We start from the raw sequence: 17,823 nt of genomic DNA, 5'->3' as shown, positions 1-17,823 counted from the left end.
CATTGCCTCCGGCGTGACGGGCCATGCTTGCGGGCCTGCCATTCGCCATCACCGCGAAACTTGATGCCGGTGCTGTCGACGAGCAGGTTCAGCGGCTGTCCCGATGTGCGATACGGGATCTGCACCGCGATCCGCGCCTGCCGCCGGCACAGCGTCGAATAGTCCGGGACTGGCCAATCGAGTCCAGCCATCTGGATCAGGCTCTCGACCCGCCCGACCGTCTGCCGAAGCGGAAGACCGAAGAGCACCTTCAGCGTCAGGCATGTCTGAATGGCAGCGTCCGAGAAGGTCTCGGGCCGGCCGCGCTTGCCGGTCTTGTCGGCGTGCCAGACCATCTCGGGGTCGAACCAAACCGACAGTGAGCCGCGCTTGCGCAGCGCCGCGTTGTAGTCGGACCAGTTCGTCGTGCGGTAGCGGGTTGGGGAAGGCTTCGGCATACCCTCGAGCTAACCGTCAGCGCGCGCTCAGTGAATCCCCCTTACCGAGATGTGCAACAGCGCCGAGGGAATGGGCCTGAAAGACAACCTTCTCTTGTGGATACCGCTTGGCTTGCAAGGAATCTCTGATCGCCGGACATGTGATCGAGTGCGTACCTTTGTCAGGCCTATTCTTGCGGCTGACTGGCGCCGCTGGCCGAGATGGTGATGCTCGAAGCGGCGCCGAATCTCCAACAGCGAGCTCGAAGCTCGGAGAAGGTTTCTGGTTTGCCCGACCCGGATCATGTCAATCAGGTGTCCATTTGGCTGATGCCTGCCTCACAGCTCTTAAGGCCGGCTCTACCCGGCAGTTGAATCAGGCGGCGCGATGGTCGAACCACGATAGTTCTCGCCGCGCGTCAGCATCGCTCAGATGCCGGGCGCCATCTTTGTCCGCTGGTTCACGATCTGCTCGCAGGTGCGGAACACAAGAGCACGGGCCTGCTGATCCTGCGCCTTTGACTCAACACAGAGCATGGTCGGGCGCAGATCCACTTCCACGATCACCTCCGCGTCCGCAGCCTCGCTCCTGCGATCAGGATGGCTCGGAGATCGTCGCAACTGCCCCGACAACCAACTTTGTCACCTCGGACAGATACCCCAGATCGACCTTGTCGATCGTGTCGTTTTCGGTGTGATAGAAGTCAAAAGCGGCAGCTCCGTCGTAAACTCCGACACACACGTAGCCCCTCGCTTCAAAAGGCATGTAATCGCTGTTCGAAATATTGTCATGCTCGACGGAGAGGTTTGTGTAGTCTACGGCGGCTTGAGCCATTATCGCCGCAAATTCACGTGATTTTGCATCGTTGTCGGGCACTCGATTGCCCTGGTCGTATTCCACAATGGTCGTCTGCGGCTTGGCCGAAGAGTTATGGCCGACCATGTCGAGGTTAATGACGAGCTTCAGGTCCCAGCCCTCAGCCGCGGCAATCTCTGCGCATGCGCGCGATCCAAATAGACCCTGCTCTTCGCCGGCGAATGCGGCGAAAAGCACGTTCTGGTGCATTGCGGCGTCCCGCAGAATCCTGGCGACTTCCAGCACGACAGCCACGCCGCTTGCGTTGTCGTCGCAACCTGGTGCTGGGGCGGTTGGGCCAGTTGATTGGCTGTCGTAATGGGCGCAGAGAAGGACCAAGCCTGCACCCAATTCACTCGCCCCACAAAGGACGTTCCGTTGGGGGCTACCATTAGGCATCGCGAACGGTTGAAAGCGGACGCAGTCCTGCGGATACCCTGCCGTAAGGAACGCGTCCCTAACTGCATCGGCAACTTGACTGAGCGTTTCTGAATGCGACCAGCGGGTATTCCAGTCGACGAGACTCATAAGGCTCGCCTGCAGGCGACTGGCATCTACTTCCTGAACGAGCCCGACAGTCCGTTCGTCCACCGCAGCACTTTTCGAAACGGCGGCGGCCTGCCGAGCTCTCCCTGCAGTCTCTCGCCTCTTGCAGGGCTCAAAACTAATAGTTTCGAGCAGGCTCGCCGTTAGCTCCGACCATGACCGCCCGAATGGCCACGTTCCCTTTGCTGGCGGACGGTCTGCCAAGTCCAGCGCCGGGAGTGGATAAGATAGCATCCCAAGGCGCTCCGCAACTTCTAGATGAAGCGGATCAGCGGACACAAAGACGGGCAGATGCGTGTGGTCATGCTCGCCGCTATAACTCACAAGCTGGTTCAAGTTCTCAGCGTATTCGTTCGCACCATGTGATAAGGCGCGGGTGATAACTAGTCGATTCGTCAAGGATCTCGGCGAGTCACCGAGATCAGCATCACCAAGGGCGATCGCGAGCCGCCTCCGAGCCGCTGTGCAACCTTTCCTTGTACTGGCGCCGGTTATCGTCAACGTGAAGGGCGCGCCGGAGGTGGCGATCGCGGCGATAAGATCACGAGCGTCTGGCCGGAGCGCGGCCGCTCCAGCGCTAGGTACCATGCCGTCGAGATCAAAGATGACCGCCCTCATAGCTGTTCAAGCCCCCGGTGGTTTCACCGCTTCACGGCCGCACCGGCGGCATCGACGCCTCCGGGCCAAGTCGGAACGGATCCATCTGGCCCTAAGATATTCAGCTTTTCGAATTGGGCCTGGAAGATACCGGAATGCACGCCCTGCGGGTGGAGCTGTTTTGCTGTGGCGACTACGGCCGCGGCCAAATCGTGCATTTTGAAACCGGCGCCCAAGCCGAACATCGATTGCAATACGATTGTGTCGATCTCCTCCCGCGGCACATCTCGTCCGCGGAGTTCAAGAAAGGACTGAAAGAGCGGCGTGGACCATAGTTCGTCCGACTGCACCCCGTTTCCAATGCCCTCATGAGCACCGTAATTTTTATCAGGATCATATTGCACACCGGTCACGTTTACGCTGCGGCCACCCCAAGGACACGTGCCATCCCATTCAAACACTCTGTCAGCTTGGAACGAGGCCCCGTTGGGCGTGGAATGACTGTATGTCTCTGCCCAGTAGTCGCCAAAGCCCTCGCCGATCGCGCGGCTATCACCCCCGCTCCAGCTCGGGTTGATATGATAGGTCATTGCGTGCCCGTACTCATGAAGGATCACGTCGGCGTCCTCGTTGTCATCGACGCACCCATGCCCGAAGGCGATACGGTCTATAGGAGGACCGACATAGTGTGAGTTATCAGCACCGCTCATTCCGTCACTGTCAGCGGGAATGGGGCGGGCCTGAATGCCGGTAAAGCCGAGCGACTGGATGTACCGTTGACTTTGATCGATGTGGTAGTAGGTCATCACGTCGTTGAAAGCGTTGTCGCCGCGCTTGGCCGTCCAGACACCATCGGCCGTAGTCGAGGGGATCGTGTTCGGCGGCTCGAAATCGGTGATCGCTACCCACGGTCCCTCGAGCCGAACGACGTTGTTGAACTTAGCCAACTCAAGCAAGTTCACTTCGTTGTAGGCGGGCTCGAACGCAACGGCTGGCGAATTGTCCGTTAGAGCGGTTGCAAGCGAGGTGATGGGATCCGGATTAAAGACTAGTCCCTGTCCGGTGACCCGCTCTACCCCCTCTCCGCCCTTGGCTGCGCGCTGGGTCACGGCCGAAAACGAGCGTAGGGCGGCATCAATATTGGCCGCCTCTTGTAAATAGTTGTCCTCTTCGGCCCGTTTACCTTCGTTAGTACTGAGCTCGTTAGGGTCACCGATCACGTCGCCGGTGAGGGCGTCCACCAAGACTTGCTAATAGCCTGGCTCGGCTTCGCCGTCCGTTTTGTTGCGCGTCACGTAGAGGCGCACATCATAGGCTAGGACGAAGCCATTCTCGTCGGGTATGTAGACGAGTTCCGATAGCGGCTCTGCAAGTAGCTTTTGCGCGCCGAGCGTATCCCACGCCAGGTCCCGTGCCCGATCAGGGGGTATCTCGGCAAAACTGGCCCGCGCGGCCTTCTCGGCTGTGGCCGGATAAATATTGTTATAGACCTGATAGACCTGATTGTCATTGTTCACCGATACTACGATTTCGCCGTCGGCAACTCTGCGCCCGCCGAGTTGCTGACTGAACCGGAAGACGGAGCCGAGCTCCGTTTCCTGCGTCCCGACATGTTGGAGGCTGGAAAGGTCCGGCGTAAGCCCATACTCGCTGGCGCGCTCTGTCAGGAACCGCCAAGCCGCTATGAGTTTGTCGGGCATGTCCTGAGGCGTAACCTGAGTCGTCATGAGGGCTTGGCGCCCCTGCTGCTCAGGCGCGAGTATCTGGAGCCTGGGCGTATTCCGCTCGGCGTGCATAGTCGTGACCAGCGCTGCTGCCGCGTCTTGGGGCAGCACGGGCGTAGGAATGATGGCAGCAAGTGCGATCAGGGAAGCAACACGCATTTTGAGCCCCATGTTCAGAACGAATTGCAAGATAGAAAGTGCCTCCTGCCGAGCTTCCCGTCAATCCGCGATTACCCAACGCCGCACCATCACTGAAAAAATCGGCCGCGGCAGCGGTGGGATGGGCCCGGGGCGGGCAGCGTAGAAGTCAGCGACGCTGCCCTCCACTTCCGAACGCGCCCTTTGCGGTCCTATATTCAGAGCTTCGTGCGAGCGAGGTCCAGCGCGATCCGGATGAGCCTGCCTTTGGGGCTGCTCCATTATAATTCCGGCAATCGGCAGCCCTGACTAGATTGTCTGCGACCGCAAAAAAGCGCTCGCACGCCGAAAACTAGGTGTGCAGTCCCGGCATTTGGTGGATCGGATTGAGGATGAATCGATCCGGCTCTGATGTCCAGATTTTGCAGATGTATTCGTAAGGTGTGAGGCCACCGAGGGTCTTGAGCCTGCGGGCGAAATTGTAGGCAGCCATGAAGTCGCCAAGGTGCGTTCGGAACTGATCGTGGCTGTCGTAGTGATAACGTTTGACGGTTGCGTCCTTGATGGTGCGGTTCATCCGCTCGACCTGGCCGTTTGTCCAAGGATAGTTGGGCTTGGTCAGCCGGTGCTCGATCCCGTTAACTTCGCAGATCATGTCGAAGCGCATGGGCCGGGAGAGGATCGTGTTCCTGTTTCTTGGCTGCTCGGCGAACTGGATGCCATTGTCGGTAAGAATGGTGTGGACGTGATAGGGCACCGCCTCGAGCATGTGCTGCAGGAACTCCCACGCCGTTTTCCTGTCGGCTTTCTCGACGAGCTGTGTGACCGCGAACTTGCTGGTTCGGTCAATGCCCACGAACAGGTAGAGCTTGCCCTCGGCGGTCTGCACTTCCGCAATGTCGATATGAAAGAAGCCTATCGGGTAACGCTTGAACTTCTGCCGTTTGGGCTTGTCGCCCTCGACGTCCGGCAGGCGTGAGATGCCATGCCGCTGCAGGCACCGGTGCAGGGCTGACCGCGTCAGGTGCGGGATCGAGGGCTGCAAGGCATAGAGACAATCGTCCAGCGGCAGCAGCGTGTGACGCCGGAACGCGACGATCATCGCCTCCTCCGCCTCGGTCAGAACCGTAGAGCGCGGCTCCCTCGGACCGGTCTTGAGATCCTCGACTGTCGCCCGCTTCCGCCACTTGGCGACCGTCTTGGGATTGATCCCCAACTCGCCGCTCAGCTGCGAGAGCGAAGCCTGCGATCGCTGCATTGCAGCTCTGACGGCGAACGTGGTCGTGGCGCAGCCGTGACGAACTTGTCCCATAGGGCTTCCTTCCATTCCGCAGAAAGGATCACACCATCAAACCGTGGGATCAAACACCTAAATCATACATCACAATATCTGATCAGTTTTCTATTGAGACGGAAAACTGATTTTCAAGCAGAGAATCGTCGTCTATGCTAAGGGATATTGAAAAGTATAGGCTCGTATACAGCTCAGTGAACATAAGAGCGCCTGGCAGATCAACTGATGGGCCGCCATCAGCGATAAAACGCTCCAAAATGCGTGTATTGGTTCGATCAAGATCCCAAACGATAATCGCGCCACCTAAAGGAAACAGCGGCCTCGGGTCGTAGCGGCTCATGTATCCAAGAAATGGGATAGTAAATTCCACTTAGACGTCTTGCATAATTGGACGGATAAATTCGGCAGATGGCTCCTCAAGTTTTATCGCCTCGATAAGTGGCGCGATCGTCTGAGACTCGCTTTCGGACTGAAAGACGGCCACAACTCTTGATGCGCAGACCTCATCGCCGGGCCCAATCAGCTTCGACCATGACAACATCGTAGCCGAAAGTCGGTTCGGGAACACAAGAAAGGCTCCATCGGAAGCGCGATGAGCAACAAATCCGAGCGAAGCTAGCTCAGGCGTTAGCGGCCAAGACTCGAAGGTACCGAACTCTGTGTTCAATCCGGGAACAGGAACAGGGTCGAACATCGGCCCAAAGAGGTTCATTGGTTCAATCGGGCAGGCGTAATCACTGCCATTCGCTAGCACCGGACTCCAGTCGAACCCTGAAATCGCGACTAGTGTTGATACCCTTAAAGCGCAGCTCTTACTCACATCGAAATATCCTTGGCAAGCCCCGAAACCTGAAGCACTGTTTCCTCAACTTTCGTCAGATCAGCTTTCAGGGCACCAAGAGAGAGCACAAGCCACCATACTTCTTCTCTACGCTCAAAGTCGCCCTGTACGAGCAGTTTATCGACGAGGCCAAGTGTGTGAGGCCGGTCCGCGTCGTCGACGCCCGCTTTTACAATCTCAACAAGCTTGCTGAACTGATTAGCCAAACCATTCTGAACTCGAACGGTTTCGACTTGGTGTTCATCTAAGCTAACCGAAGCGATCTCCACCAGAGAATAGAACGGCTCAGACGTCCCCGAGTACTCAGGATCAAAGTATGTTGGATCAGTTTGAATTTTTGAAATGACAGAGTCGACGTGGCCAGCCTCAACAAGCAGCACTGCAGTACCATTAAGGCCCTCATTTCGAATGAACTGAAACTCACTTACTGCTTCGTCTGATGGGCGCCGCAAAATGAAGAACCAAAATGAAGAACGGAGAGCTTAGAGCAATTTCGCGGGCCTTTGGCAGGTCGCCCCAGTCGCTGCCAGCGGAAAGACGAGCAATCAGAGAAAGGGAAACGATCCCATCTTCCGCTTCTCCAATTTGGACATCAATGTTTAAGATGTCGGGGAAGACAAGATGCTCGCCGCTCGATTTATCCACAACATAGCGCTTTGACATGACTTGCCACCTCTTTCAAGCGTGTCCTACGCCTGACCCTGTTCGCGCCAGAAATCGTCGAGGCTATCCTTGATGGGAAGCAGGGGGCGGAGGTGACGCTGGCGCGGGTGCACAAGCCATTTCCAGTCGAGTGGTCGGAGCAGTCTCGCCTTTGCCGCAGACGCACGCGCATATAGCCGAGGTTTGCCTTGCAGACAGTTTTTTGCTGCACTAAACGTACTGAATGGCAAGGCCGAAGGGACGAACAAAGACAGCCAGGGTAACAATCAACCTGGACGAGCGAGCGTACGCAATGTTGCTCGCGCTGGCGGAGCGTGACGATGCTCCAGTTGCACAGATTGCTCGCCGAGCCGTGGCTGACTTTCTGAGTCGGGCAGAACCAACAATAGATCAAGGCACACTTCCGCTAGTGCGCCCACAACGAGAAGAAAAATAATGGTGCACGGGGCAAACGAAACCTTACAGGCCGACCTGGAAAATCGGCCCAACCCGGCTGATCCTGACGGCGCTATCAAGTCGTCGCTAAGTGCCATTGATTGGAGCTTCGTGGATCGACGGAGTCATAGCGAAATTGAAGGTATCCATCCATACCCCGCAAAATTCATTGCCGAAATACCTCGAGCAATCTTGAGTTCGTTGCCAATTCCAAAATCAACTGCGGTCCTTGACCTATTTTGCGGAAGCGGAAGCACTCTGGTCGAAAGTCAACGGCTCGGGATCCCATCCGTTGGCGTCGATCTAAATCCGATTGCCTGTTTGATGTCTCGCGTAAAGACGGCATCGTGCCCCGTAGGTCTCGAGGAGCATGCCGCAGAATTAGTTAGAATTTCGAGGGGAGTGCCAAAAAGCGATGTTCCTGAGATTCCTAACCTTGATCACTGGTTCACGCCAGGCGTCCAGATCGAGATTAACAAGATCGCCACGGCAATAAGCGCGACCGTGAGTGAAGTGCAAGATTGCCTTCGGCTCGCGCTCTCGAGCATCATTGTTCGTGTGTCGAACCAAGAGAGTGACACGCGTTACGCTGCGGTGGATAAGAATATTGCTCCTGAGGCAGTTCCAGCGCTTTTTCTGCGCGCTGTCGGCCGGATCAATGTCGCGCTGAAAAGCCGTGACTACGCATTGAGCCCGGTGAACGTAGTCGAAGGGGACATTTTGAAGGTCGAGCCGCTCGAGATCGGGCAGCCTGTAGGCTTGGTCGCTACATCTCCACCTTATCCGAACGCCTACGAGTATTGGCTCTACCACAAGTATCGGATGTGGTGGCTAGGTTATGACCCCCTGAAGGTTAAGGCCGATGAAATTGGAGCGAGAGCTCACTTTTTCAAGAAGAACCATCATACCGCTGAAGATTTTGCGCGTCAAATGAGGCAAACTTTGCATCTACTGGATAGCGTGGTTGTGAAGGGTGGTTACGTTGCATTCGTGGTAGGTCGCTCGAAGATCCACGGCAAGCTGTACGACAATGCAGAGATCATAAACGACGAGGCCAGATCTATTGGATTCAAGCCGTTTTTCATGACTGATCGTATTCTGTCTGCAAGCCGAAAGTCCTTCAATCTTTCCCATGCCAACATAAAGACCGAAACTGTTCTGATTCTACGCAAGGAGGTGGAGTAATGCGCCTCCAGTGGCATGACTACAAATACTACCCTTATGAGAGGGAGCTAGCTTCTAGAGAGGCATCTTCACTCATTGAGTTCGCAAAGTTGCAAGATGCCCAAGATGGGATCGAGCTGCAGGACACAGGGGACCACACCAATGCCGATCGCCTTACTTACTTTAAGGGGTATCAAAACGGCGGCGGCTTTGTTCCGACAACGCAATCCGAATTAGAGATTTCTGCAAGGAACGGTAGGAACCGGCAAGCTACCCGCTACTCAGTTCACGGGCTTCACGAGTACAAGGGAAAGTTTAATCCCCAGGTTGCTAGGGCACTTCTCAACATTTTTCATGTGACCCCTGGCCAATCTGTGCTCGATCCATTTTGTGGCAGCGGCACTACGTTAATAGAGTGCTCGCATCTTGGAATAGACGCGGTCGGGACGGACATAAATCCACTCGCTGTATATCTTTCTAACGCGAAGCTCTGTGCGCTATCTGCGTCTGTTGAATCGCTGAAGAAGGTGCAGAGGGATATTTCGGATCACCTCTTGTCCACCAGAAAACATACTGGCTTGAAATCGTCCGACGAGCGACAGGAGTATTTGTTAGGGTGGTTCGATCAGGACATTTACGTTGAGATCGAAAACATGCGAAAAGTGATCCTCGACATCGCTGGCGACCTTTCGCCGATATTTCTTGCCATTGCCAGCAATCTGCTCCGCGACTACTCGCAACAAGATCCCCGTGATCTAAGGATACGGCGGAGAACGTCGCCACTACCCTCCGAGCCTTATACCAAGGCATTTTTGAGCGCGGTCTCACAAGTGCTCGGGCGCATCCTAGCTACACGCGAGGTAATTGGGACCGGGGCCACATCTGGTCGGGCACTTCTTTGCGACGTTTCAGAGTTGATGCAAGTTGATGGTCAGCAGAGGTTCGATGCGGCCATCACAAGCCCTCCCTACGCCATGGCCCTGCCGTACATCGACACGCAGCGGCTGTCATTGGTCTGGCTCGGGCTTCTGCCTGCCGATCAAATTCTTGAGCTCGAAGCGTCGCTGATCGGCAGTCGCGAACTACGCGGAAGCTCAAAGCGCGAGCTGCCTAAAGCTATGGCCCTAAATGAGGCCGATTTACCGACTGACGAGTATGATCTTTGCGTGACGCTGGCTAACTCGCTCAGTGAGAGCGATGGCTTTCGGCGACGCGCCGTGCCGTCGCTGCTCTACAGATACTTCGCAGCGATGAAGACCAACTTCCGCTCTGTGAATGCCCTCATGAAAGCCGGAGCACCTTACGCTTTGATTGTCGGGCACAACCACACGACCATTGGAGGAATTCGGTACGATATTGATACTCCATCGCACTTGGCAAACTTGGCAGTGTCTGTTGGATGGAGCATCGATGAACTAATTCCGTTACAGACTTACAAGCGATATGGGTACCATGTTAGCAATGCGGTCGCGGCTGAAACGCTAATAATTCTTCGAAAAGCGTAGTCCGTCTGTAGGGATTGCTGAGGCCTCTACCATTGGGGTGAAGTACCTGAGGGAAGCCAGCAAGCACCTTGTCCCACGAGTGCGCCCGTGGTCGAAGCGGCGATGAGCAATGCATCAACTGTGCCGAATAGCGAGTGCCCCTGATCAACAAAAGTGGCCTTGAAGCAGGGATCGGCTGCGGTTGGCCATTCAAGGATCATCGGATCGTTTACCGCAGGAACACGAAACCCGTTTGCGGTAGCGTGATCGCGAATTTCGCGCGCAGGAGCGGCCGGAACGACCATCCTCACGTCTCCGTGGCCAGATTCTCCAGGAGCATACCCATATACCATTACGTTGATACTGGATGCGGGAGCTTCATGGGTGCCCAGATTTGAGGCAAAACGCATTCGAAGTTCGAATTCCGCGCGCGGCCTTTGATACTTCCCCTGAAACACCCCGAATCTCACCGTACCAATTGTCGCAACGGGCACACTGACGTTTGCCGTACCGCTGCCCCCAGAGAAGTGTCTCGCGCTGTCCTTGTTTAGACGGATTACCAAGCCAGCAGCCCCACCCGCGAGGCTCGATCCAGTTAGTGCCGCAGCGCCTTGCGTCGGCGTCATGATGCCCGGCGCGAAAAGTACATATGCCGGAAATGGCGGCCGCGGACTTGAGGTAAGTGCTGCGGCAGGTGTGGCGGGGGGTGCGCCGGTGGGTGCCGTGTTCGGTGACGTCGGCTGAGCGGCTGCCGACGAAGCTGCAACGGATGCAGTGCTGCTCTTTGTTGAAACTGATGGGAATTTGACAAGTGGCTTGAGCCCGACTTTGTTCGAACTCCCCCCACTGCTTGTAGACGTGTTTTGCGTCGTGCGTGGAGTTGGAGCAACCCCAAGGATGCCCGCGGCGACAAGGGGCGCGATATCGGATAGCGATGCAATCGATGAAACCCCTGGCCGGGTGCCGGTGAACCAGGCGTCGATGGCCGAAGCTACGTCCGACAGTACATCATCAGGATCTCCGGTGGAGGAGTCCAAGAGCATGCCTGCCTCAATGTTCATCCCGGAAATGCCGGGAGAAGTCAGGTTTGCGGACCCCACGTATGCGGCCTGTGTCCCGTCTTGTCTGGTAAAATGATAAACCTTTGGATGGAACAGGCCGGCTGAATAGCTGACAACACCGATCCGTGCATTCGACCGCGGGCTACCAACAAGCTGGAGGAGCGTCTCGATATCTGGCTCTCCGGTCTCTCCTCCGTTGGATCCGATCACGCAACGCGTGAGAAGATCTTGAATCTTGAGCGCGTCTAACACTGGCACCAACGGTGCTAAGCCATCTGCGCTAAAGTAGCCGGTCTGCCACCGAAGAGCTTCCACCGACTGCGGGGCGAAGCTGGCGAGCCATTCGCCAAGAACGTCTGCAGTGTTTCGAGATGCTGAATCAATGTATCGCACTGACAACCACTCCGCTTGGGGGATGTGGTACGAATATCAGTCGCTTATGTCTGAGCACAAGTAGCTTGCCGTGAGCCAGTTATACCGAGAGAAAAAAGTCGAAGAAGCCGTACAGTTCATTGCGCTTGAGGGGCTCCGCCACGGCTTCTGTCAGGCTCGCGCGCGTCACCTCCGAGTTCGATTTCTGTTCCATCCGGGAGTACGCCCCTGAAATCGAAGTGTTCAGCGGGCCATGCGAGAAATATAATCGATTTCAGTGACTTGTAAAAATTTCACTAAACCGACGCAGTCATGAGGTCCGGAGAATATCGGCCCGGAGAGACCGCTTCCGGCCCTCCTGGCGCGAGGGCCGGTGCTCAGCCACACCCGCATAACCCTCGAATACAACGAGAAATTCCGGCCGTAGCCGGATGGGGAGAACGCTTTCGCGGGGGCAAGTGGCGGAGAGACAGGGATTCGAACCCTGGGTAGACTTTCATCCACAACGGTTTTCGAAACCGTCCCGTTCGACCACTCCGGCACCTCTCCGCACCTCGGGTCGTGGCGTGTCTCTATTGAAGCGGCGGGACTGCTGCAAGAGGGGCGGGGGCATTTCCCGCGGCCCCGGTCGCGGGGATCGGCTTGACAGGTTTGGCCCTGCATGGAATAGCCGCCCAACACGGGCCGCCAGGTTTCTTGCGCGGCCTATCGTTATTCATGGATGCCCGGGAACGGGCACGCTGTCCGAGGTGGTTGCCGCCCTACAGGGTCGGTAACCGGGGAACGCCCGAAAGGGGACCGCAGGGCGCGACAGACAAGGAGAGAGCGGATGTTCGCCGTTCTGAAGACCGGTGGGAAGCAGTACCGGGTCGCCGAGGGCGACGTGCTTCGTGTTGAGAAGCTGGCCTGCGAGGCCGGCGAGAAAGTTCAGTTCAATGATGTCCTGATGATCGGCGGGGGTGAGGTGCGCGTCGGCTCGCCGCTGATCGACGGCGCGGCCGTCCAGGCCGATGTGATCGACCAGATACGCGGCGAGAAGCTCATCCATTTCGTCAAGCGCCGCCGCAAGCACGGTTCGCAGCGCACGAAAGGGCATCGCCAGTACCTCACGCTGCTGCGGGTGACCGACATCCTCGCCTCCGGGGCGGATTCGACGGGCGTCAAGGCTGCGGTCGGGGCCGGCTCCGTGCCGCGGACGGCGCTCGAATCTGCTGCGGACGCAGCGAAATCCGCGCCTCGCAAGGTCAAAACCGCTGCCAACGACGCCGCCGAGGCCGTGAAGGGCGCCAGCGACAGCACGTCCGTCGCGGCAAGGGCCGCCGTGGCCGGGGCTGCGGTCGTCGGAGCCGCCGCGGCGGTCGGTGCGGCCGTCGCCGCATCTTCCACGGACGAGAAGGCGGGCGCGCGTCCCGCCAACCTGCTTGACGAAGCCCGGAACGGCACGCCGGACGACCTGAAAAAGCTTTCGGGTGTCGGTCCGAAGCTGGAAGCCAACCTGCACGAGCACGGCGTCTTCCATTTCGACCAGATCGCCGCTTGGGGTGCGGAAGAGATCGCCTACATGGATGAGACCCTGTCCTTCAAGGGCCGGATCGAGCGTGATGGCTGGATCGAACAGGCGAAGCAGTTCGCCGCAGAACAGGAGTAAGGTAGCATGGCACACAAGAAAGCCGGTGGCTCCTCCCGCAACGGCCGCGATTCCGCTGGCCGTCGGCTTGGCGTGAAGCTCTTCGGCGGCCAACGGGCCGTCTCGGGCAACATCATCGTGCGTCAGCGCGGCACCAAGTGGTGGCCGGGCGAGGGCGTCGGCCTGGGCCGCGATCATACGATCTTTGCCACCGCCGATGGCGCGGTCACCTTCCGCAAGGGCTTCAAGGGCCGCACCTTCGTGAGCGTGCTCCCTCAGGCGGAGGCCGCTGAGTAACCCTGACCGCCAAGGTCGAAGACCAGAAGGGGGATCGGCGCGAATGTCGGTCCCCCTTGTCGTTTCGGGTAACGCTCCTTGGGGTTCGATGGGAAAGGCGGGATCGCCTTGTCGGACGGCTGTCATCCGCCGGGAGCCTTGGAAGACCGTGACGCGGGATGCGCCTTGTTGCCGTCCCGGATCGCTGACCGTTTCCGCACAGATGCCGGCGGGAAGACAGAACACCGCGACGACTCGCACGCCCGTTGAAGCAGGAGGCGAAGGGGCGAGGCGCCGCCAGCCGGTTTTTCGTCCGGCACGATTGAGGGAGAAGACCATGACGCCGCAAAGTGCACCGCATCGGCTCGACATCGTGAAGACCGGCGACCAGCCGGTGCTTGCGACGGGTCGCCTCGTTCTGCGTCCGCTGCGTCGTTCCGACATGGGGCCGATCGAGCTGCATACGAGCGATCCGCGCGTGGCGAGAAACACGGCCTCGATCCCGCATCCGCTGCCGCCCGGCGCGGCCGACACCTTCGTCACGCGCGTCTTGTCCGGTTCGGGCGACGATACGGTGTGGGCGATGGACGCCTCACCGCGCGAAATGGGGGAACTCGTCGGCGTGGTGAGCCTCAAGGCGCTTGACCGTTCGCAGTCCGAGATCGACTACTGGGTTGCGCCGGCCTTGTGGAACACCGGCTTCGCCTCCGAGGCGGTCACGGGGCTGATGGCGGCCAATCCGCTCGCGTCGCGGCAGATATTCGGCTCGATCTTTCAGGACAACCCGGCCTCCGCCCGCGTCCTTACCAATGCAGGCTTCGACTATATCGGTGACGCGGAGACCTATTGCGTCGCCCGCGAGGCCGTCGTGCCGACCTGGACCTACATGCGCCAGATGGCTTGAGGCCGGGTCGGGCCCGGCGTAAGGGCTGAAGCATGAAGTTCCTCGATCTCGCCAAAGTCTATATCCGTTCGGGCGGCGGCGGCTCCGGCGCCGTGTCGTTCCGGCGCGAGAAGTATGTCGAATACGGCGGTCCCGACGGCGGCGATGGCGGCCGCGGCGGTGACGTCGTGGTGGAGGCGGTCGAAGGGCTGAACACGCTGATCGACTTCCGCTACCAGCAACATTTCTTTGCGAAGTCCGGGCAGGGCGGCATGGGGCGGCAGCGCACCGGGCGCGACGGGGACGACATCGTGATGCGCGTGCCCGTCGGCACCGAGATCCTCGACGAGGACGAGGAAACGGTAATTGCCGACTTGACCGGGCCGGGCGAGCGTCTGGTGCTTGCCAAAGGCGGCAATGGCGGCTTCGGCAACCTCCACTTCAAATCCTCCACCAACCAGGCGCCGCGCCGCGCCAATCCGGGGCAGCCGGGGGTAGAGCGGACGATCTGGCTTCGGTTGAAGCTCATCGCAGATGTGGGCCTGCTCGGCCTGCCGAACGCGGGCAAGTCGACGTTCCTGGCCGCGACGTCGAACGCGCGTCCGAAGATTGCCGACTACCCCTTTACGACCATCGTCCCCAATCTCGGCGTGGTCGGCGTGGACGGGATCGAGTTCGTCGTGGCCGACATTCCCGGCCTGATCGCGGGCGCGCATGAGGGCCGCGGTATCGGCGACCGGTTCCTCGGCCATGTCGAGCGGTCCGGCGCGCTGCTGCATCTGGTCGACGGGACGAGCGCGGACGTGGCGGAGGACTGGCGCACCATCGTCACCGAGCTCGAGATGTACGGCGAGGGGCTTGCCGCGAAGCCCCGGCTGACCGTGCTGAACAAGATCGACGCCTTGTCGGAGGACGAGATCGCGGATCGGCGCGCGGCCTTGGCGAAGGCGACGGGGCACGAGGTCATGGCGATGTCCGGCGTGTCCGGCGCCGGCGTGACCGAGGTCCTGCGCGCGCTGCGCGTGCTGATCGGCCGCGACGCCGCGGGGGCGCCGCCAGAGGAGGGAGATGCGCCGTGGAGCCCGGCCTGAGCAGCAGCCTGCTGACCGCCGCGCGCCGGGTCGTCATCAAGATCGGCTCCGCCCTGCTGGTCGATCCTGCCGGCGGGACGGTGCGTTCGGGCTGGCTGCGCGGTCTCGCGGCGGACGTCGCGGATCTGCGCGGGCAGGGAAAGGACGTGATCCTCGTCTCCTCCGGCTCCATCGCGCTTGGCCGCCACGCGCTCGCGCTGCAACCGCCGCTCTCGATCGAGGCGTCGCAGGCCGCCGCCGCCGTGGGACAGCTGCGCCTCGCGGCAGCCTACGACGAGGTGCTTGCTCCCTCCGCGCAGATCCTGCTCACACTCGACGACAGCGAGGACCGCCGCCGCTACCTCAATGTGCGGGCGACGTTTGAGACGCTGCTCTCGCTCGGCGTCGTGCCCATCGTCAACGAGAACGACACCATCGCCACCGACGAGATTCGTTATGGCGACAACGACCGTCTGGCGGCGCAGGTGGCGGCGATGGCCGGCGCAGATGTCTGCGTACTCCTGTCCGACGTCGATGGGCTCTACACCGCCAATCCCGCCCTCGATCCCGAGGCTGTGCACATCCCCGTGGTGGACGAGATCACCGAGGAGATCGCCGCCATGGCCGGGGAAGGCGTGTCGGGCCTGTCGAAGGGCGGAATGATCACCAAGCTCATGGCCGCGCGGACGGCGACGGAGGCTGGCTGCGCGCTCGCCATCACGCGCGGGGGCGAGCGTCCGCTCAGGGCGCTGGCTCAAGGCGCGCGGGCTACGTGGTTCACCCCGAAGGTCGACCCGCACACCGCGCGCAAGCGCTGGATCGCCGCGATGCGGCCGCGCGGCACCGTGGCGATCGACGAGGGCGCGCGGACGGCGCTGGCCGCGGGCAAGTCGCTCCTGACCGCGGGCGTCACCTTCGTCGGCGGCAGTTTCGGGCGCGGCGAGCCGGTCGCGATCGAAGGGCCGGACGGTCGCAAGATCGGCCAGGGGCTCATCCGCTACACGGGCGAGGAGGCCCGAGCCATCAAAGGATTGCGGTCGGGCGACATCGCGGCCACGCTCGGCTACCCGGGGCGCGCGGCGCTGATCCACAGGGACGACATGGTGACATGAAGGATGCGGCAATGGACGTGCCGTCACTGATGGCGGAGATCGGCCGGGCCGCGCGGGTGGCGTCGAACGAACTCATGACCGTGTCGGCGGATCGCAAGCAGGCGGCGCTCGAAGGGGCGGCGGACGCGCTCTGGTCGCAAAGGGACGAGGTGCTCGCCGCCAACGAGCGGGACATGGCGTTCGGCCGGGACCGGGATCTGTCGGACGCGATGCTCGACCGGCTCCGCCTCGACGAGCCGCGCACCGCCGCAATCCGCGACAGCCTCCGCGCCATCGCCGCGCAGCCGGATCCGGTCGGCGCGGTTCTCGCGGACTGGGAGCGACCGAACGGCCTGCGGATCCGTCGCGTGCGCACCCCGCTCGGAGTGGTCGGCGTGATTTACGAAAGTCGCCCGAACGTCACCGCCGATGCCGGCGCGCTCTGTCTCAAGGCGGGCAATGCTGTGATCCTGCGCGGCGGATCGGAGAGCTTCCATTCGTCCCGCGCGATCCACGCCTCGATGGTCGAGGGCCTTCGCGGCGCGAGCCTCCCGGATGCGGCGATCCAGCTGGTCCCCACGCGCGACCGCGCCGCCGTGTCGGAGATGCTGGGCATGGTCGAGCATATCGACGTGATCGTGCCCCGCGGCGGCAAAAGCCTCGTCGGTCTCGTCCAGCGGGAGGCGCGCGTGCCGGTCTTCGCCCATCTGGAAGGGATCGTGCACATCTATATCGACCGCTCCGCCGATCCCGACATCGCGCGGAAGGTCGTGCTGAACGCCAAGACCCGGCGGACGGGGATCTGCGGCGCCGTGGAATGCCTGCTGATCCACAGTGACGTGGCCGACACGCTCGGCGCGCGGATCGTCGAGGACCTGATCGCCGAGGGCGTCGAAGTGCGCGCCGGGGCGGGGCTTCCGGGATCGTTGCCCGCGACGGAGGCGGATTGGGGGACCGAGTTCCTCGACCTCAGGATCGCCGCGCGCGTGGTGGACGACGTGGACGATGCGATCGCCCATATCCGCCGCTACGGCAGCCGGCACACCGATTGCATCCTGGCGGAAGACGCGACGACCGTCGGCCGGTTCTTCGCCGGGCTCGACAGCGCGATCCTGATGCACAACGCCTCGACCCAGTTCGCCGATGGCGGGGAGTTCGGCATGGGCGCGGAGATCGGCATCGCCACCGGCAAGATGCACGCGCGCGGCCCCGTCGGCGCGGAGCAGCTCTGCAGCTTCAAGTATCTCGTCACAGGGAACGGCGCCGTCCGGTCCTGACATTTCCA

19 protein-coding genes and 1 tRNA gene are annotated in these 17,823 nt (G+C 60.3%); 8 read left to right on the top strand and 12 right to left on the bottom strand.

What is annotated here, in order from left to right:
• From Q1B08_RS09160 to Q1B08_RS09115, 10 genes are all read right to left on the bottom strand, one after another.
• The coding region (locus Q1B08_RS09160; RefSeq protein ID WP_299817352.1) for an IS5 family transposase at positions 1-437 on the bottom strand (437 nt) is incomplete at its 3' end.
• A gap of 408 nt (positions 438-845) precedes the next feature.
• On the bottom strand, positions 846-977 hold the full coding sequence (locus tag Q1B08_RS09155) for a hypothetical protein (RefSeq protein WP_299817350.1): 132 nt from the start codon (positions 975-977) through the stop codon (positions 846-848).
• A gap of 34 nt (positions 978-1,011) precedes the next feature.
• On the bottom strand, positions 1,012-1,800 hold the full coding sequence (locus Q1B08_RS09150) for a M20/M25/M40 family metallo-hydrolase (protein ID WP_299817349.1): 789 nt from the start codon (positions 1,798-1,800) through the stop codon (positions 1,012-1,014).
• A gap of 659 nt (positions 1,801-2,459) precedes the next feature.
• Positions 2,460-3,656: a hypothetical protein gene (locus tag Q1B08_RS09145; RefSeq protein ID WP_299817348.1), complete on the bottom strand. Its 1,197-nt coding sequence runs from the start codon at positions 3,654-3,656 to the stop codon at positions 2,460-2,462.
• A 9-nt stretch (positions 3,657-3,665) separates the two neighbouring features.
• On the bottom strand, positions 3,666-4,328 hold the full coding sequence (locus tag Q1B08_RS09140) for a hypothetical protein (RefSeq protein WP_299817346.1): 663 nt from the start codon (positions 4,326-4,328) through the stop codon (positions 3,666-3,668).
• Between the two features lie 301 nt (positions 4,329-4,629).
• A complete protein-coding gene (locus tag Q1B08_RS09135) occupies positions 4,630-5,589 on the bottom strand; it encodes an IS481 family transposase (protein WP_299817344.1) in 960 nt (319 codons plus the stop codon).
• Between the two features lie 82 nt (positions 5,590-5,671).
• Positions 5,672-5,911 carry a hypothetical protein gene (locus tag Q1B08_RS09130; RefSeq protein WP_299817342.1) on the bottom strand — a complete coding sequence of 80 codons (240 nt, stop codon included), beginning with the start codon at positions 5,909-5,911 and terminating at the stop codon, positions 5,672-5,674.
• Between the two features lie 30 nt (positions 5,912-5,941).
• On the bottom strand, positions 5,942-6,391 hold the full coding sequence (locus Q1B08_RS09125) for a hypothetical protein (protein ID WP_299817340.1): 450 nt from the start codon (positions 6,389-6,391) through the stop codon (positions 5,942-5,944).
• Positions 6,388-6,792, bottom strand: a complete 405-nt coding sequence (locus Q1B08_RS09120; protein WP_299817338.1) for a hypothetical protein — start codon at positions 6,790-6,792, stop codon at positions 6,388-6,390. Before Q1B08_RS09120 ends, Q1B08_RS09125 begins: the two co-directional genes overlap by 4 nt.
• Before the next feature lie 40 nt (positions 6,793-6,832).
• On the bottom strand, positions 6,833-7,075 hold the full coding sequence (locus tag Q1B08_RS09115; RefSeq protein ID WP_299817336.1) for a hypothetical protein: 243 nt from the start codon (positions 7,073-7,075) through the stop codon (positions 6,833-6,835).
• Between the two features lie 435 nt (positions 7,076-7,510).
• Here Q1B08_RS09115 and Q1B08_RS09110 point away from each other — a divergent pair, with 435 nt between their 5' ends.
• Together Q1B08_RS09110 and Q1B08_RS09105 are read left to right on the top strand one after the other, a co-directional pair.
• A complete protein-coding gene (locus Q1B08_RS09110) occupies positions 7,511-8,695 on the top strand; it encodes a DNA methyltransferase (RefSeq protein ID WP_299817334.1) in 1,185 nt (394 codons plus the stop codon).
• A complete protein-coding gene (locus tag Q1B08_RS09105; protein ID WP_299817332.1) occupies positions 8,695-10,179 on the top strand; it encodes a DNA methyltransferase in 1,485 nt (494 codons plus the stop codon). The genes Q1B08_RS09110 and Q1B08_RS09105 overlap by 1 nt, the downstream gene beginning before the upstream one ends.
• Positions 10,180-10,205: 26 nt before the next feature.
• Here the strand turns inward: Q1B08_RS09105 and Q1B08_RS22010 are convergent, their stop codons facing one another.
• Positions 10,206-11,534, bottom strand: coding sequence for a phospholipase D family protein (locus tag Q1B08_RS22010; protein ID WP_366139998.1), 1,329 nt, complete (start codon positions 11,532-11,534; stop codon positions 10,206-10,208).
• 516 nt (positions 11,535-12,050) lie between these two features.
• Positions 12,051-12,140, bottom strand: a tRNA-Ser gene (locus Q1B08_RS09100).
• Between the two features lie 280 nt (positions 12,141-12,420).
• Here Q1B08_RS09100 and rplU point away from each other — a divergent pair.
• From rplU to Q1B08_RS09070, 6 genes are all read left to right on the top strand, one after another.
• On the top strand, positions 12,421-13,239 hold the full coding sequence (gene rplU, locus Q1B08_RS09095; protein WP_299817330.1) for a 50S ribosomal protein L21: 819 nt from the start codon (positions 12,421-12,423) through the stop codon (positions 13,237-13,239).
• 6 nt (positions 13,240-13,245) lie between these two features.
• The gene (gene rpmA / locus Q1B08_RS09090; RefSeq protein ID WP_299817328.1) at positions 13,246-13,515 is read left to right on the top strand and encodes a 50S ribosomal protein L27; all 270 of its coding nucleotides are present in this window, start codon (positions 13,246-13,248) and stop codon (positions 13,513-13,515) included.
• Between the two features lie 316 nt (positions 13,516-13,831).
• Positions 13,832-14,398, top strand: coding sequence for a GNAT family N-acetyltransferase (locus Q1B08_RS09085; RefSeq protein WP_299817326.1), 567 nt, complete (start codon positions 13,832-13,834; stop codon positions 14,396-14,398).
• Positions 14,399-14,430: 32 nt separating this feature from the next.
• Entirely contained in the window at positions 14,431-15,468 is a 1,038-nt protein-coding gene (gene obgE, locus Q1B08_RS09080) for a GTPase ObgE (protein ID WP_299817324.1), read from the top strand.
• Entirely contained in the window at positions 15,465-16,559 is a 1,095-nt protein-coding gene (gene proB, locus Q1B08_RS09075; RefSeq protein WP_299817372.1) for a glutamate 5-kinase, read from the top strand. The genes obgE and proB overlap by 4 nt, the downstream gene beginning before the upstream one ends.
• Entirely contained in the window at positions 16,556-17,815 is a 1,260-nt protein-coding gene (locus Q1B08_RS09070) for a glutamate-5-semialdehyde dehydrogenase (protein ID WP_299817323.1), read from the top strand. Before proB ends, Q1B08_RS09070 begins: the two co-directional genes overlap by 4 nt.
• The last annotated feature ends 8 nt before the right edge of the window (positions 17,816-17,823 follow it).

It is taken from the genome of uncultured Jannaschia sp. (genome assembly GCF_947494025.1).
Classification (GTDB): Bacteria; Pseudomonadota; Alphaproteobacteria; order Rhodobacterales; family Rhodobacteraceae; genus Jannaschia.
Note: the sequence above shows the minus strand (reverse complement) of the source record. Positions and strands in the feature narration are given on the sequence as shown.

Bases quoted from the DNA above. Each gene is read 5' to 3' on its own strand.
- Q1B08_RS09130 (WP_299817342.1), bottom strand. From the start codon at position 5,911: ATGAGCCGCTACGACCCGAGGCCGCTGTTTCCTTTAGGTGGCGCGATT.
- Q1B08_RS09085 (WP_299817326.1), top strand. From the start codon at position 13,832: ATGACGCCGCAAAGTGCACCGCATCGGCTCGACATCGTGAAGACCGGC.
- Q1B08_RS09070 (WP_299817323.1), top strand. From the start codon at position 16,556: ATGAAGGATGCGGCAATGGACGTGCCGTCACTGATGGCGGAGATCGGC.
- obgE (WP_299817324.1), top strand. From the start codon at position 14,431: ATGAAGTTCCTCGATCTCGCCAAAGTCTATATCCGTTCGGGCGGCGGC.
- Q1B08_RS09115 (WP_299817336.1), bottom strand. From the start codon at position 7,075: ATGTCAAAGCGCTATGTTGTGGATAAATCGAGCGGCGAGCATCTTGTC.
- Q1B08_RS09135 (WP_299817344.1), bottom strand. From the start codon at position 5,589: ATGGGACAAGTTCGTCACGGCTGCGCCACGACCACGTTCGCCGTCAGA.
- Q1B08_RS09150 (WP_299817349.1), bottom strand. From the start codon at position 1,800: ATGAGTCTCGTCGACTGGAATACCCGCTGGTCGCATTCAGAAACGCTC.
- Q1B08_RS09110 (WP_299817334.1), top strand. From the start codon at position 7,511: ATGGTGCACGGGGCAAACGAAACCTTACAGGCCGACCTGGAAAATCGG.
- Q1B08_RS09105 (WP_299817332.1), top strand. From the start codon at position 8,695: ATGCGCCTCCAGTGGCATGACTACAAATACTACCCTTATGAGAGGGAG.
- rpmA (WP_299817328.1), top strand. From the start codon at position 13,246: ATGGCACACAAGAAAGCCGGTGGCTCCTCCCGCAACGGCCGCGATTCC.
- rplU (WP_299817330.1), top strand. From the start codon at position 12,421: ATGTTCGCCGTTCTGAAGACCGGTGGGAAGCAGTACCGGGTCGCCGAG.